The following is a 14726-nucleotide window of genomic DNA, read 5'->3' as shown; positions in this document are numbered from 1 at the left end:
CATATCGACATCGCTGGAGATCGGGCGGGATAATAGCGCAGTTCGGCCCCAATCGCAGGCTCGCGAGCTGCTCTAGCACGACATCTCACGGAGCTCCTCGCTGCGGCTTGTATGCCACCGATCTCGTTCTTCCCCTTTCACTGCATATCGGTACGCTTGATGAGAACTTCGGCCACGCCACAGACAACAACCTTGTCGCCGACCTTGGCGCCGAGAATTGCCCGAGGGTTCAGTAGCTTGAGAGCCACTCCTGCTGCACGAGCGGAATAACGAGCGAAAATTGTGAGGGTTTGCGGCAATTGCCGAAAATATGCCGGAAACGTCAGGCGCTTACGGCTTGGTCGACAGTGCCCTAATGGCCGATTCGCGGCCATGAAACTGCACGCGGCTGCGGTGAGATTTTCTCCGGAAGCGGCCATTTCAAAATCGAGAGGAAACTCGCCATGTCACCAGCGCCCATTGCGCACGCCTCAAATGCCAAATCGCGCATTGGCGCCATCTTACGTGCCACGAGCGGCAACTTCCTCGAGCAGTTCGACTTCTTCTTGTTCGGGTTCTACGCCAGTGCCATCGGAAACGCGTTCTTTCCATCAGGAAGCGAAACCGCTTCACTGCTTAACACCTTCGGTGTGTTCTGGCTGGGTGCCTTGATGCGACCTGTTGGTGCGATCGTGCTTGGAGCCTATATTGACCAGATTGGCCGTCGGCAAGGCCTGATCATCACGCTTTCGATCATGGCCATTGGCACCATCATCATCGCCTTTTGTCCGGGCTATGCGACGATCGGCATTGCCGCACCTGCGATCGTGCTGTTCGGACGGCTGTTGCAGGGCTTTTCTGCCGGCGTTGAGGTTGGTGGTGTTTCCGTTTACCTCTCCGAGATTGCCACTCCGGGCAACCGCGGTTTTTACACATCTTTCCAGTCCTCGAGCCAGCAGGTTGCGATCTTTGTCGCTGCTCTTATCGGATATTTTTTGAGCGAAGCACTTCCGGCCGAAATGGTTGCCGCTTGGGGCTGGCGGATCCCGTTCTTCCTTGGCTGCTTGATCGTACCGCTTATCTTCTTCCTGCGCCGGACGCTGGAGGAAACTCCGGAGTTTCTGGTCATGAAGAACCACCCAACGGCCCGCGAGGTCTTTGCCTCCACACTTGCGAACTGGCGCATCGTCATTCTCGGCATGATGATCGCGATGCTGACGACCACGACTTTCTATTTCGTGACGGTGTACACGCCTACGTTCGGCAGGCACGTATTGCAGTTGTCCTCGCAGAACACTCTCTTAGTGACGCTTTTGGTCGCGGTGACGAACTTCATCTGGAACCCAATTGGCGGCGCGATTTCCGACAGAATCGGCCGGAAACCGGTCCTGCTGACCATTGCCGGCCTTGCCTTGGCGACTGCATATCCGGCGTTGTCTTGGCTTGTAACCGATCCAAGCTTCGGCAAGATGCTGATAGTGGAGATGATGTTCTCGTTTTACTTTGGTACCTATAGCGGCGCCATGTTGGGCGCTCTGGTCGAAATCGTGCCGAAGCACGTTCGCACAACCTGCTTTTCTTTGGCCTTCGCACTCGCCGCCGCTCTCTTTGGCACGTTTACCCCGCTCGCATCAACCTGGCTGATCGAGCGGACCGATGACAAGGCCTCGCCCGGTTTCTGGTTGATGTTTGCGGCTTTGCTCGGCATTATCGCCGCACTCACGGTTTATCCAGGAAACACCAAGAGAGTTGCGAAGCCGTTGCGACCCGAGCGCTCTAACCGTGCCGTAAGCGCGCAATTTACCAGCACGCGCGCGCCCGCGGGACGTTGACCGCCCAAGGCTGAACTGAAATTGGTGCGCGACTATCCCTGCGGTGATTTTCACGATGGTGAGCGGCCCGTTCTGCCCGACACGGTTTCTTCCTATGTGATCTGGGGCAGTAACGAACTGGCGGCGATGTTGACCGAGGATGGCTGAGTCTATCTAACCTCCATTCAGTCCTGCGGTCGGACGGTGCACTGCCCGCACTTTGCAGTCGCGTGAAACACGGCAGATCTCGCGCGAGGACTGAGATCCCTCGCGCGAGCTCCACGCGCTGATATTCTGTGCGACTGTCACAAAACTCGAGCGCGCTCATCGTCGGGTTGCGTGAAGTCCCCCAGTGGCCTGGTCTTCTCGCAGGTAGCGCCGAACGTTAGCGTAGCCAGTCGTCTTGTATCCTGCTCCGATGCCGGCCTCTCGGCCCTCGGACAAGCAGGTTGAAGGCTCACCTTCTTCGTCTGGCGGGAGTGGTCGAGAAGTTTCATCGTGCCTGTGTAACGAGCCGCGGCCAATGCATAACCACCACCGAGGTCGTTGCTCGCTCCGCTCGATCAGACGCGACTTCACGCACCGCGAGCTTGCGCGGATGAGGCGAGCTGTGCGAGCTCAGTTTCGAGCACAGGGTTGCGCTTGAACATAGCGTCGATCAATGCTTGCGCCGGCTGCTCGGCCGCCTCCACCCACGTCGCTTTCTCCGCTCGCGCGGAGGGCGCGAAAACACGTTTGACGACGGTCGGCGAACCCCTCAGACCGCAATTAGTCATGTCATCCACGCCGGCGCTTTGGGCGCTCCATTTTACGATTGTGGTGCGGGCGGCACGCAACGCATCTATCATTGCGCCGCGGCGAATTTGATTTGTTGCCTCTAACATGCTGACGAGACACGGCAGCTTGGAACCCAACACCTGGACGCCCCCTTCGCAGCGCCGTTCGGCCTCGATGGTCCGTAGCTTGAGGTCCAACGCTTTGATCGTGGAAACATAAGTGAGCTGCTGGACCCCGAGCCGCCTTGCAATGCCAGGTCCCACCTGCGCCGTATCGCCGTCGATCGTCTGCTTGCCGGTGAATATGACGTCCGGTGGGCCATATTCCTTGCCGATGTTGCGAATCGCGCTCGCCAACGCGTAACTCGTCGCCAGCGTATCCGAGCCCGCGAAGCTACGGTCGGTGAGCAGGACAGCGCGATCGGCACCAAATGTCAGCGCCTTTCGGAGAGATTCTTCGGCCGACGGCGGTCCCATTGTCAGGACGGTGACTTCGCCGCCGAATTGATCTCTTAGCTCGAGTGCAGCTTCCAATGCGAAGAGATCATAGGGGTTGATGATTGTCGGCACACCCTGGCGCATGATCGTATTCGTAACAGGGTGCACGCGGATTTGCGCGGAGTCGGGGACCTGTTTGATGCAGACGATGCTGTGCATGTACTTCTCCTAAGATGCCGAGCCAACTCCCGACTCAGCAAATGTCATACCATCCAAGGCATTTCGCCAACGAGGAATGAATGCAGGCTGAACGAGCCGGTTGTCGCAACTGCGATGTTTTACGCACCGGCGTGATCTCAAGCTGATCGGATTCAGGGGCGGCAACGGAGCCGCAGCGATCACGCGCCGCTTCGAGCCAAAGCCATTTTCAGGGCGCGTACGTTGCAAACAGACGATGACAAGACTGGCCGAAGCGAAGACGCCCTACGCGTCGCCGACGAGTAAATCCCAACCAAGGCACAACGCTAGCATCCCATCATGCATCCGAGCTGGCGACCGCCTCTTTTCCACGCTCTCCTATGCCAGTCGGCCGAGCGAGAGAGAGAGGAGCGAGCTCGACGCTTGGCTCAGAAGCATTTGATCTCGATGCCGTGTCTTCGCAAGGCGTAGCCAATCTGGCGCGGGGTCAGTCCAAGCAGGCGCGCCGCCTTCGCCTGTACCCACCCGGATCTTTCCATGGCTGCGATGACGCGCTCGCGATCGGTGACTTTCGCGGCACCCACCACGGGGCGCCCGGGTGGCCCCAGCGATGTCAGCTCGCTGCTCACCGGCTGAACGGGTGTGACGGCTTGTGTTGGCGGCATGCTCAGCCTAGCAGGCAGTGAGATTGTCGGGCTCGGCTGTCGGGCCATTTCCGCCGGTCCACACTTCCATAGCAAAGCCGACAGGCATTGCCCGTGGCAGCACGCAAAATCATCTCTTACGATCGACGATCCTCGCGCTAGCGTCGCGGTCCGCTGCACGCAGTTTTCGAGCTCACGGACATTACCGGGAAATCCGCAATTCATGAGAACCTCAATCGCACTTGAATCGAATACCAGAGTACGGCCGTTCTCATTGTTAAAGTTCTTCAAAAAACGAGCGGCGAGAAGCGGAATATCAGTGCGTCTTTCCCGCAGCGGCGGCAATAGCAGAGGAACAACGCTGATGCGGTAATAGAGATCGGCACGGAACTCGTTCCTTGCCACCGCCTCTTCAAGATTTTTGTTCGTGGCCGCAATCACGCGAACGTCGACTTTGATCGTCTGATTGCCGCCCACCCGCTCGAATTCCTGCTCCTGAAGCACGCGCAGAAGCTTCGCCTGGAACGAGCCCGAGATCTCTCCAATCTCATCCAGAAACAGCGTTCCCTTGTCGGCGATCTCGAAGCGCCCCTTGCGCGCGTTGAATGCGCCCGTAAACGCCCCCTTCTCGTGTCCGAACAATTCGGATTCCAGCACGGTCTCGGTGAGGGCTGCGCAATTCAGCTTGATAAAGGGGCGTTTGGCGCGCGCTGAACGCTCGTGAATAGCCTTCGCGACCAGCTCTTTGCCGGTACCCGATTCGCCACGCAACAAAACCGTGCTATTTGATTTTGAGATCACCTCGATCTTGTCAAGTAGCGCGCGCAGCGCCGGGCTGTCGCCGATCATTCCCTCGACTTGGACCTTCTTACGGTCACGCCCATGAGGCTTGAGCTCGGAGAGTTGCTTCTGCAGCCGGAACTCCTCGTCCATAAGGCGCCCGCGATCGCGCACAAACGAGCAATGCAGCTTCGTCGTCTGGCCTAGCAGGCTGGCGACCATCGTCAGAAGGCGGAGGTCGTCCTCGAGCTGCGCACGCGTCCCATTGTCCGCGATGCGGTCAATGCTCAGCGTACCCACAACTTTGCCGTCAACGTCTATGGGAACGCCGATGAACGCAACACGCGTATGACCGCCGCCATTTAGCATATCGACCTCCGAAGAACTGAAGGCCGAATGCAGCGCTACATTCTCCACGATGAGCGGCTGCCCCGAGGCGACGATTTGATCGATTGCTCCTTGCGGCAAGCGCACCCGGCAGTGCGCATCGCGGTCTTCGCTCCTGCCGTCCTCTACGATGATCTCCGGCCCGCCGTCATGCTCGAACAAACATACGATGCCGCGCCGCATCTGCACGAGCGATCCCAGGCGCTCGATGACGCTCGTCAGCTTAGCCTCGAGCCGACATAGGCCAGTGAGCGTGTGCGCTATTTCAACAATCGTGCTTAGCGATTTCTCTTGGGACCGCACAATACAAGCGGAAGCGTCCGCGTCGGAGGTTGAGTTTGGCTTTTCGCGCAGGGATATGCTGTCTAGCATGCCGACTTCTCCGTTCCTTTCTCGATCCTCCCCATCGGACTTGCTGGATTCGTGTTGCATGCCGATCTGACATCTAGTTCTCAGGGCGGAACGAGAGATTACCCCTCTTCATGGCACGTCGGCAGCACTTAGAGTGACTAGCTTTGCCGCTTTGTTCTTTCCAACTCGCTGCGCGGATTCACCCCAACCAACATGACTTCCCAGCGATGAAGCTCAGAACAGCCGGGGCTCTTTAGGGGCGGATTGAATTATAAGTGTTGCCCGCCATTGATCGGCACTTCGGCGCCGGTAACATAACTTGCCGCATCGGAACATAGGAAGAAAATGACCTTGGCGACCTCTTCGGGTGTACCCACTCGGCGGAGTGGGATCTTTGGCACAAGATGCGCTTCCGTGTCAGGCGACAAAATGTCCGTCTTGATTTCGCCGGGCGCGATCGCATTGACGCGAATGCCATGCGCGGCGTAATCGTGCGCCATTTCGCGCGTGAGACAAGCGAGCGCAGCTTTCGAAGTCGCATATGCCGAGCCTGCAACTGGATGCACCCGCGAGCCGGCGATCGACGTCACGTTGACGATCGAGCCTGACGCCCTTTTCAATTCGTCGAACAGGCCTTGAGCGAGTAGGATCGGTGCCACCAGATTGAGGTGGAACACGCTCATCCAGGTGTCGACTGAGGTCGCCAGCGATGTCAGCCTGGTACCGTTTGCCGCTTTTGGTGAGTTGCCGGCATTGTTTACCAGTCCGTGCAACGGTGCGCCAGCAAGGCGCTCCTTGATCTCGGCAATCACGCGCGGCAGCATCCGATGATCGCCCAGGTCGACTTCGATATAGCTGTCGCCCTCTGAGTCTGATGGCCGGCGCGCCGCGTCCAATGGTTGGCGCGCGCAAGAAATGATGCGCCAACCGGCTTTCGAAAACAATTTTCCGGTGGCGCGACCGATACCGCGCGATGCCCCAGTCAATACCAGCGTCTTTCGCTCACGCAGCGGACGGCCCGCTCGATCGGCGTGAATTGGACCGCTAGGGTCCGTTTCCGACGATTGAGGTACGACCGCTTTGTCATCTGGTAGATCTAGATTCACACGCGGCTCCCTTCCGCTCCCATCGGCTGTGCACCTGGTGCAGGATCCGGGCCAAAGCGACGCAGGGCATAAGGGGCGCACTTTTGCGACAAATGGCAGGTTCTGAACATCTGGCCTGTTTGCTTTTCGACAACAGCAACGCCGCGTCACCCCCCCGGCCCGTTGACCGCGTCGCACTCCAGGGGTGGTCTGTGGCTCATTCGAATTGGCGGAAATAGTTTAGCTGCCTTGTGCGGAGATCAGGATCGATGGCCAGTTCGTTCAATTTCCTCGGTTGGACGCGCCGCCGCAGATGCGGCTCTGGTTCGACATCGATGGGCTGGGGCTCGTGCCGTTGATCAGATGCGGTCGAAAGTATTTCGCAACCAGCGCATGAACAAGGCCGTCGTCCAGAAGACGAGCTGACCGCGAAGGGATTAACGCAGAAACGGCGGTACGTCTACCTGACGCGCGTCCTTGCTGCTGGGACATTCTGACGTGGCCGTCTGCTACGTCAAATTCCTCGGCGGCCCGGGCCACCATTGCCGTGCTCTTCACCGCGTGGCCACCGATGGCGGTTTCGGCCCGGCGATGCCGGGACCCTAACCTTTTCTCCGGCCAGTCGACTTACACGTCGCGGTCCGACGTATCCTGGGACAAGGCCGCCGACGCTCGCCGGCATTGGCCTACGCTTCGCCGGGCATTCGCTGTACCACTGCATCCCGGCAGTGCGTCGGTCAGCCCTCAGCTGCGGACGTTGCGAAACCCGATGCTGTGGAAGCCAGCAGTATCAGGCCGACGATCTAGGCGACGATTGCTCAGGTTCAGATTCGCGGCACCTCATGAAGCCGCGAAATGCTCGTATGGATTATCGACCAGGGTCAACTGCTCCGGATTGCTTAGATCGAATTCAATAATGCGTGGCACGAGCAGACGGGCATAGCGCGTAAAGGCGCTGGTGGGGGGAAAGCGGATCACGGTGGCGCATCGCGCAAGAAGATACATGTCGATGAGCGCGGAAGCTCCACCTTCAATTCCCATTTCCGCACTATGCAACGGCCCTGCCAGATCGGCCTGGAACCGTTTTGGTACGGCGAAGATATCGGGAAACAGACCCGATATGTGATCGAGCACCTGTGCGCTATCCGTGCACAGGAAGATCTTAACAGGCTTTGGATATGGCAAAGCCATGGCTTTACGGATTGCCATGCAGACCTGACGAAGAGCGAGCTCCGAATCGGCCCAGTACGGAGCATGCCCCATGATATCTTCGCCATTGCCGTGCCGAACATGAACGCCGATGATACTATGGCCGCTAAAGTGTTGCTCATACAAGTCCTCGATCCGCGCTCGAATCTCAGACCTGAGTTTGATGTTTCGGAAGATCAGTCGTTCGGCTTCCTCACCACAACGCCACATCAGGCAAGCGTCACAGACAATGGTGTTGGCCTCGTTATCGTCTCCTGCTTGGAACAGCTCAGTCAGTTCGTCACGTTCTCGGAAGATCTGCTCGTCCGGACGATTGATACAGTCGATCGATGGCCTATTCCACCACGGCGGGAAGAATGGGCCGGGAAACGAGAGCTGGTTGACCCTGTCATCGCAAATCACCGGCACGCCAGCGATCTCCTCAACCGGCTCGAAGAACACCGGAAAGGCATTGCTGAACGGTTGGTCGACATAACAGGAACCGCGCCAGTCAATAGCGAGCGTTCGCCCGGTCCGCTGCGCGTACGACCAGGCTGATGCCAACGACCAGAGGCAATCACCAAAGCCGGTGCGCCTCCGAGAAACAACAAAGCGTTCCTTCGTCACGTTTACCAAATCCTTCTCGTTCCGCGAGTGTGGCGCACCAACTGATCTGCGATGCCGATCCACGCCGGACGCTGGTCACCTGGACGCAAGTCACTCAACCCGCAAACTCATCCTGCACGGCACTGTGATTGGCAGGTCATGCAAGAGGTGTCACATTGCGCACTTTTTACGACTGCACAGTCTGTGACGGATGCAGCCGAATACGACGCTGATCCCACAGCCCGCGCAGCTCGTTCAGGAGAGCTTCGCGCCTGGTCCTGTCAGAGGTGACCCTGGCGAGAAGATCGGCAAGAACAGCTTCCTTCTCGATTTGCATCAGCATGTCGAATAGGTCATGCGAGACGCGAACGCCGTCATGGCTGGAGTGACCCATGCGGATCTCGCAGATTGTCTCCTGGCGGTCTCGGCCCGCATGAGCGCGAACCCGGTAAAGAGATACATGGGGCGGCAGTGATACAGCGAGCGCAGTCCAATTTTCGATCGTTGTTGCCCGCTTTTTGATGAGGAATGACCCGATCACAAGGCCATCCAGCTCGGTCGACAAGAAGGCTGCAATCGCATCGGCAACGGAATCTACGATCGGTTCGGCATTGTTGTTGAACGACGTATTAAGCAGAATCGGGACACCCGTCCGAGCTTTGAACGCATTGATAAGTTCCCAATAGGCGGCATTGCTCGTGCGGGACACCGTTTGCAGCCGAGCCGTACCATCGATATGCGTGATCGCGCCCAGCAACGCACGCATGGATTCGCGCACGCGAACGACGAAGTTCATGAAGGGATATTCTGCGCGACCATCCGGCAACTCAAAGAACGCGCCCGCATCCTCCTCGAGAACCGATGGCGCAAACGGTCGATAACTCTCGCGCTTCTTGACCATCGCATTGATCCGGTCCTTGTTTGCCGCGGGCCTCGGGTCCGCAAGAATACTGCGGTTGCCGAGCGCACGAGGGCCGAACTCGGACCGGCCCTGTACCCACCCGATCACAGCGCCATCAGCGATCCACTCGGCTGCTCTGGCTGCGACGTCAGCGGTCCGTTCAATCTCGAGGTGTCCGGTCCATCCCTTCAGTTGCTGTTCAATGCTGTCGTCGCTGCCGACATCGGGCCCCCAATAAACCGCCTGTAGTCGCTCACGGGGCGGAGCCTGCCCGGCCTCGTTCGATACCATCAGTGCTGCGCCCAATGCGCATCCGGCATCATGCGAGGCCGGCTGCACAAAAATGTCTTCGAACAGGCCTGAGTACAGCAGTTTTCCGTTTAGCGTGCAGTTGTGGGCCACCCCGCCAGCCAGGCACAACCGTTTCATTCCGGTCTGCTCACGATAATGCCGAAGAATGTGAAAGACGATCCGCTCCAGCGCCTCCTGCAACGAAGCGCTCACATCTCGGTGCTGTTGCGTGAACGGCATTCCCTTTCGCCGGACCTCGATATTGCGCAGCAATGCCGGGCCGATACGGTCGAGGTGAACGCGGTAGGCACCGTTGGGGGAGAGCTCATAAAATTGGGAGAAAAGCTCTCGATAGCGAGCGGGATCTCCATAAGGAGCCAATCCCATGACCTTATATTCGTCGAACAGGCCGTAGCCGAGGTATCGGATCGTTTCCAGATAGAACAGTCCGAGAGAGTTGGTCTCTGGAAACGTCATGAGCTCGGTCATTTCGGTGCCCGACCCCACCGCCAACAGACCCGAGAGGAAGTCGCCACAGCCGTCGATCGCGAGAACCAGGCTTTCTTCAAAACCGGACATCGCCAAAGCGCTTACGGCATGGGCCTGATGATGGCCTACGAATGACACCCGCGAAGGGTCAACTTGGGTACCGAACTCTGCCGCGAGAAGGTGCCGCAACAGGAGATTCGCATCCAGCGGTATTGAGATCTCAGGTTGTGAGATGAACAACCGTTCGAGCATCGAATTGCAGTAGGCTTCAGTCGCGTAGAACGCAATACGATCGACGTCGCGAAGCTCCACGCCCGCGGCTGCTAGACAGTATTCAATCGCACTACTCGGAAGCTTGTTTGAATGTTTGATGCGGTTGAGACGCTCCTCTTCGACGGCAGCGATCACGCGACCGTCCTTGACGAGCACCGCGGCGCCGTCGTGCAGAAACGTGTTCGGTAGTTGCAGCGGGTTTTCATAGACCCTGTCAAGCCCGCCACTCAATCCTAGACACAGCATCTTGTTCTCCGTTCATTCTGAGAGGTCTGTTGACCTATTTCGTATCGCTCGCTTGGCGAGTCGGCCGCACGTCGTTGCGGGGCCGCAGGCATCGCCAACGAAACGAGGTTCATATAAGCGTCGGCCGCGAATCGAGCGTTCGTTACGTCCGGTGTCTGATCTCGCACGCGCGGCGCTTCGCTTTACGCCTTATTCCTCTCACCGCATCAGGCGTTGCCGAAGCAGCGCGGCCGAGACGAAGAAGGGCAACGCTGCGCAGATGCAAAGTGCGCCCACATGCAAACCGACGCTGTCGACCGGCCGACCGAGCATTACTGGACGAATGAGATCGACCGAATGTGTCAGGGGCAACAAGGCCGATATGCGTTGAAATGAACCCGGTAACTGGCTGATTGGGAAGATCGCGCCACTCAGATACATCATGGGGGTGAGGATAAGTGATTGGTAGAAGATGAAATAGTCGTGGCTCGGTGCAAGAGCTGAAACGACCATCGCGAGGCTCGCGAAAGCAGCGCCAGTGAGGGCGATGGCTGGTAACGCATAGGGAATGGACGACCACTCTGCATACCCCAGCGCGACGGCAACAATCGTGATCGCCGTCCCGGCGAGCAAGGCCTTGCTCGCTGCCCATGCCACTTCACCTAGAACAATGTCGCCGAGCGTAAGAGGCGTACAGAGCACCGCCTCCCACGTGCAACCTGTCTGCATGCGAGCGTAAGCCCCATAGATGGTTTCAAAGGTTGAGGAGACCATTGCGCTTGTGGCGACCATACCAGCCGCCAGAAACGCAATGTATGAAGTTCCCTCAACGCCACCTACGATTATTCCGAGGCCAAAGCCAAGACCGAACAGAGAGCTCATCGGCTCGGCCAGATTCCCAAGAATCGATGCCAGAGCGACTTTCCGCCAGACCAGAAAGTTGCGACGCCATACCGCGATCCAGTTCCATGGATTAGCAGGGAGCGCGGGCGCAAAACGTTGCCACATCGTTCAGTCCTTCATCTCTCGCCCGGTTAGCCGCAAGAAGACATCCTCCAGATTTGGAGGACGCTGCAGAAGACGGAGATCCGGACGGTTGGCAAGCCGGCGACGCACCTGCTCGGGATCCGCGGCATAGCAAAACAGCGTCTCCCCGCTCACCTCAGCGTGCTGCACTTGGGTTCTGAGCAGCGGCAGCAACTCATGCGGGTTACCACCGTAAATCTCGATCACCTGACACCCGATCTGCTGCTCGATCAGAGCATGAGGCTGTCCTTCGGCGATCTTGCGGCCGTGCTCAAGCACGCACAGGCGGTCGCACAATCGCTCCGCCTCTTCCATGAAATGGGTGGTGAGAAGAATCGTTTTGCCGCGCGCTAATAGCCAGCGCAAGCGTTCCCAGATGAGGTGCCGGCCGTGCGGATCGAGGCCAGTCGTCGGCTCGTCAAGCACCAAGAGCTGCGGGTCGTTAATGAGGGCACGTGCCAGCGTCAACCGCCGCTTCATGCCGCCGGACAGTTCGGCGACGCGGGCGTCCGCCTTGTTCTCCAAGCGGGCGAATTCGAGCAGTGACGGCGTCACCGCTTTGACCTCGGTCGCGCTCATGCCGAAGTAGCGACCGAAAACGAGCAAGTTTTCGCGCACGGTGAGCTGAAGATCGAGGTTATCGAACTGTGGAACAACCCCGATGCCCCGACGCGCCAAGGGCGCACGTGCCGGCACCGGCTCGCCAAGCACGTAGATCTTACCTGCGTCGGGCGATGCAACACCAAGGATCAATCGCGCAAGCGTACTTTTACCCGCGCCGTTTGGTCCCAGCAGACCGAAGCACTCTCCGGGCGAGACCGTAAACGAAAGAGCGTCCACGACGGTCCGGTCGTTGTAGGACTTGCTCACCTCGAAAAGGTCGATTGCCGGGGTTGACATTTGCTTACGCGATCGCGACGGACGTTGTTCGCACCGCGTCCTTTGTTGCGTGCTTTTTCGTCCAAAGCAGGCCGTCACACCACACGTGATCGACGCGTCCCCACTGGCACGCGGCGGCAGCATCCGGGAAAAAGCCGCGTCCATGCAAATTGGCGCTGGTATTGCAAAGCAGCGGAATGGCTGTGAGCTTCTCGTACGCGATGAGAAGCTCGACCACTTTATGCTGAGATGTTCTGGAAACCGTCTGTAGGCGAGCGGATCCATCGAGATGCACGACGGCGGGAATCTTGTCCCGCCATTCCGGTCGCGTCTGGTGATCGAACAGCATGTACGGATCAGGTACTCCAGGGCTAAAAATCTCCGCGGCACGATCCTCCAGGCATATCGGCGCTACCGGCCTGAAATGCTCTCGAAGCTTGACGTCGTTGAGATGGTCTTTCATTCCCTCCCAGCTCGCAGCCGCGAGAATGCTTCTGCCACCCAACGCACGTGGTCCAAGCTCGGCACGCCCGGCAAGGAAGATCACGGGCTTGTCACTCGCGAGGATTGCCGCAAGTTCGCCAATAGTGCAGGGCGCGCCGTCCCATCCGGGCGGGACTTCGCTGGGACGAACGGTCGGTCCACTGTAGACCGTCCATTCCAGAGCTCTAAAGCCTTGCTGTGCCGCCAGTGCAGAGCAAGCAGCACCGATCGCTGAGCCGCTGTCGTTCGGAAAGGGCGGCACCCACACGTCATCGAACAGGCCGGTCGCACGAAATGCACTATTCCACTTGATATTCAGGCCACAGCCGCCGGCTATGCAGAGGTTACGCACCCCCGCAAGATCCGAATGTCGCTGCACAACATCGGCAATTGTGCGAACCAGCAGGCGCTCTAGAAAGACGTGAAATGACGCAAGGATGTCTTCGGCCTGCTTGGCCTTCAATCGCAGTGCGCACGCATCGAAGAAGTCGTGCAGAGCTTCAAGTGGTGATAGTGAGCTGTTGATCTGTGCAAGCTCATGACAAGCGCCCTCAGCATCCGTGGCAAAGTGCGCCTGATAAAGCTCCTGAAACGTCGCAATAATCTCCTCGTCGGGAGCTCCCAGTGCGATATAGGCCATCAGCTTGCCGGCGATGCCGAGATCCCAGCTGGTCCGGTCTGCCCGCCTGTAAGGTCCAAAGTGATGTCCTGCCGTCGCATAGGCGTGGCCTATCATCGGAAACAGGCACTCGATGAACCGGATGCCGTGCGGCTCGACATAGTAGAGGCGCGGAAACATGCAGCCGTCCCACACCAAGCAGAAAGCAGATTGTGCGGATTTGGCAAACGAGCTGGTGCAGTATGCGGATGCTACGTGCCCGGTGACATGCGGATAGCTTTGATAGGGATATAGTTTCCCATCAAGCATAAGGCCGATGCGATCACGGGACGCGAGGGGGCTATCGCCTTGGCGTTCGATATACGGCGCGCCCTTGAGCTTGACGGTCGTCGTCCCACTAAGAACTTCAAACTGGGATTCGAACACTCCATCCCAACCATCAATGACGAACTGATCGACATCGCTCGGATCGAGCCCGTGCTCCGCCAAGGCGCTAACAACGGAATCCAGGTTGTCGATGGTTTGATAACGCGGATTATTGTTCAGCTTCTCCTGCTCGACGCAGAACACCACTCGCCCGTCCTCAATCAGAGCGACGGCCCCGTCATGCGTCAACTTGATACCGCAGATACGCATAGTGGCTCCTCTCAGCCTCGGCCGTTGGGTGGGATCGAAGATGGCTCCGGATTCCGAAAGCGGACCAACAGGCAGTCTTCGTCAGCCGACTGCCCCTGGCACTGCACGCGTTCGACCTCAATGAGGGCTTCAGTCAAGATCGTGATGACCGTCTCGGCGCCAGCGACATGCCCCCAGCGCTTGCAGGTCGCATCACGTGCAGATCCGAAGACCAGATGCCCACCCGGAGCAAGCATCTTGACCATGTTGTCGACTGCAATACGCATTTGTGTCATGTCTTCGAGATAATAGAGAACTTCGGCGACCACGATCAGATCGAACAGCTCTGCGGCCGAGAACTGCAGAACGTCAGTCGCCGCCCAGCTGATATGCGACCACCTCTTGGTCCGCTGGACCGCGCGACCGATCGCTCGCGGCATAACATCGATGACCGTGAGCCGTTTGCAGTGAGGAGCAAGCTTCTCTGTAAACGCACCGGCCGCGCACCCGATTTCGAGGCCATTTGAGACGGCGCTGTTCGACAGCGACAGCCGCAGCAATTGGGTGTGACGCTCACGTTCGAACGGATTGTCGTCGAGCCGCCACGGATCCTCATGAGACAGCTCCCGTTCCAACGATTGATATGTCTGGTGCACGTTCACGACCTAATCTCCTACAAAGC

At 58.4% G+C, this 14726-nt stretch carries 12 protein-coding genes; 2 read left to right on the top strand and 10 right to left on the bottom strand.

The genetic code is table 11. The features are described 5' to 3' along the window. Positions 1-137: 137 nt before the first annotated feature. Positions 138-419: a hypothetical protein gene (locus AC0L30_RS35990; protein ID WP_473308672.1), complete on the bottom strand. Its 282-nt coding sequence runs from the start codon at positions 417-419 to the stop codon at positions 138-140. A gap of 24 nt (positions 420-443) precedes the next feature. Here AC0L30_RS35990 and tcuC point away from each other — a divergent pair, with 24 nt between their 5' ends. Both tcuC and AC0L30_RS35980 read left to right on the top strand, forming a co-directional pair. Next, on the top strand, positions 444-1811 hold the full coding sequence (tcuC, locus tag AC0L30_RS35985; RefSeq protein WP_473308673.1) for a tricarballylate/proton symporter TcuC: 1368 nt from the start codon (positions 444-446) through the stop codon (positions 1809-1811). Positions 1812-1832: 21 nt separating this feature from the next. Further along, positions 1833-1958, top strand: coding sequence for a hypothetical protein (locus AC0L30_RS35980; RefSeq protein WP_473406300.1), 126 nt, complete (start codon positions 1833-1835; stop codon positions 1956-1958). Positions 1959-2365: 407 nt separating this feature from the next. Here the strand turns inward: AC0L30_RS35980 and AC0L30_RS35975 are convergent, their stop codons facing one another. The 9 genes from AC0L30_RS35975 to nodS form a co-directional block, all read right to left on the bottom strand. Further along, a complete protein-coding gene (locus AC0L30_RS35975) occupies positions 2366-3223 on the bottom strand; it encodes an electron transfer flavoprotein subunit beta/FixA family protein (protein WP_473308675.1) in 858 nt (285 codons plus the stop codon). Between the two features lie 407 nt (positions 3224-3630). After that, positions 3631-5385 carry a nif-specific transcriptional activator NifA gene (nifA, locus tag AC0L30_RS35970; RefSeq protein WP_473406299.1) on the bottom strand — a complete coding sequence of 585 codons (1755 nt, stop codon included), beginning with the start codon at positions 5383-5385 and terminating at the stop codon, positions 3631-3633. 248 nt (positions 5386-5633) lie between these two features. Next, entirely contained in the window at positions 5634-6470 is an 837-nt protein-coding gene (locus tag AC0L30_RS35965; RefSeq protein WP_473308677.1) for an SDR family NAD(P)-dependent oxidoreductase, read from the bottom strand. 819 nt (positions 6471-7289) lie between these two features. Then, positions 7290-8264, bottom strand: a complete 975-nt coding sequence (locus tag AC0L30_RS35960) for a nodulation protein NodZ (protein ID WP_473308678.1) — start codon at positions 8262-8264, stop codon at positions 7290-7292. Positions 8265-8430: 166 nt separating this feature from the next. Beyond that, the gene (locus AC0L30_RS35955) at positions 8431-10443 is read right to left on the bottom strand and encodes a carbamoyltransferase family protein (protein ID WP_473308679.1); all 2013 of its coding nucleotides are present in this window, start codon (positions 10441-10443) and stop codon (positions 8431-8433) included. A gap of 198 nt (positions 10444-10641) precedes the next feature. Continuing rightward, entirely contained in the window at positions 10642-11430 is a 789-nt protein-coding gene (locus tag AC0L30_RS35950) for an ABC transporter permease (RefSeq protein WP_473308680.1), read from the bottom strand. Between the two features lie 3 nt (positions 11431-11433). After that, positions 11434-12348 (bottom strand): nodulation factor ABC transporter ATP-binding protein NodI, encoded by a 915-nt coding sequence (gene nodI, locus AC0L30_RS35945; RefSeq protein WP_473308681.1) that lies wholly within the window; start codon positions 12346-12348, stop codon positions 11434-11436. Between the two features lie 4 nt (positions 12349-12352). Beyond that, positions 12353-14065 (bottom strand): nodulation protein NodU, encoded by a 1713-nt coding sequence (gene nodU, locus AC0L30_RS35940; protein WP_473406298.1) that lies wholly within the window; start codon positions 14063-14065, stop codon positions 12353-12355. Between the two features lie 11 nt (positions 14066-14076). After that, on the bottom strand, positions 14077-14706 hold the full coding sequence (gene nodS / locus AC0L30_RS35935; protein ID WP_473308683.1) for a nodulation methyltransferase NodS: 630 nt from the start codon (positions 14704-14706) through the stop codon (positions 14077-14079). Positions 14707-14726: the final 20 nt, after the last annotated feature.

It is taken from the genome of Bradyrhizobium sp. MI1.11 (assembly GCF_055811255.1).
Note: the sequence above shows the minus strand (reverse complement) of the source record. Positions and strands in the feature narration are given on the sequence as shown.

Coding starts and splice junctions, on each gene's coding strand:
- AC0L30_RS35990 (WP_473308672.1), bottom strand. CDS start 419: ATGGCCGCTTCCGGAGAAAATCTCACCGCAGCCGCGTGCAGTTTCATG.
- tcuC (WP_473308673.1), top strand. CDS start 444: ATGTCACCAGCGCCCATTGCGCACGCCTCAAATGCCAAATCGCGCATT.
- AC0L30_RS35975 (WP_473308675.1), bottom strand. CDS start 3,223: ATGCACAGCATCGTCTGCATCAAACAGGTCCCCGACTCCGCGCAAATC.
- nifA (WP_473406299.1), bottom strand. CDS start 5,385: ATGCTAGACAGCATATCCCTGCGCGAAAAGCCAAACTCAACCTCCGAC.
- AC0L30_RS35955 (WP_473308679.1), bottom strand. CDS start 10,443: ATGCTGTGTCTAGGATTGAGTGGCGGGCTTGACAGGGTCTATGAAAAC.
- AC0L30_RS35950 (WP_473308680.1), bottom strand. CDS start 11,430: ATGTGGCAACGTTTTGCGCCCGCGCTCCCTGCTAATCCATGGAACTGG.
- nodI (WP_473308681.1), bottom strand. CDS start 12,348: ATGTCAACCCCGGCAATCGACCTTTTCGAGGTGAGCAAGTCCTACAAC.
- nodU (WP_473406298.1), bottom strand. CDS start 14,065: ATGCGTATCTGCGGTATCAAGTTGACGCATGACGGGGCCGTCGCTCTG.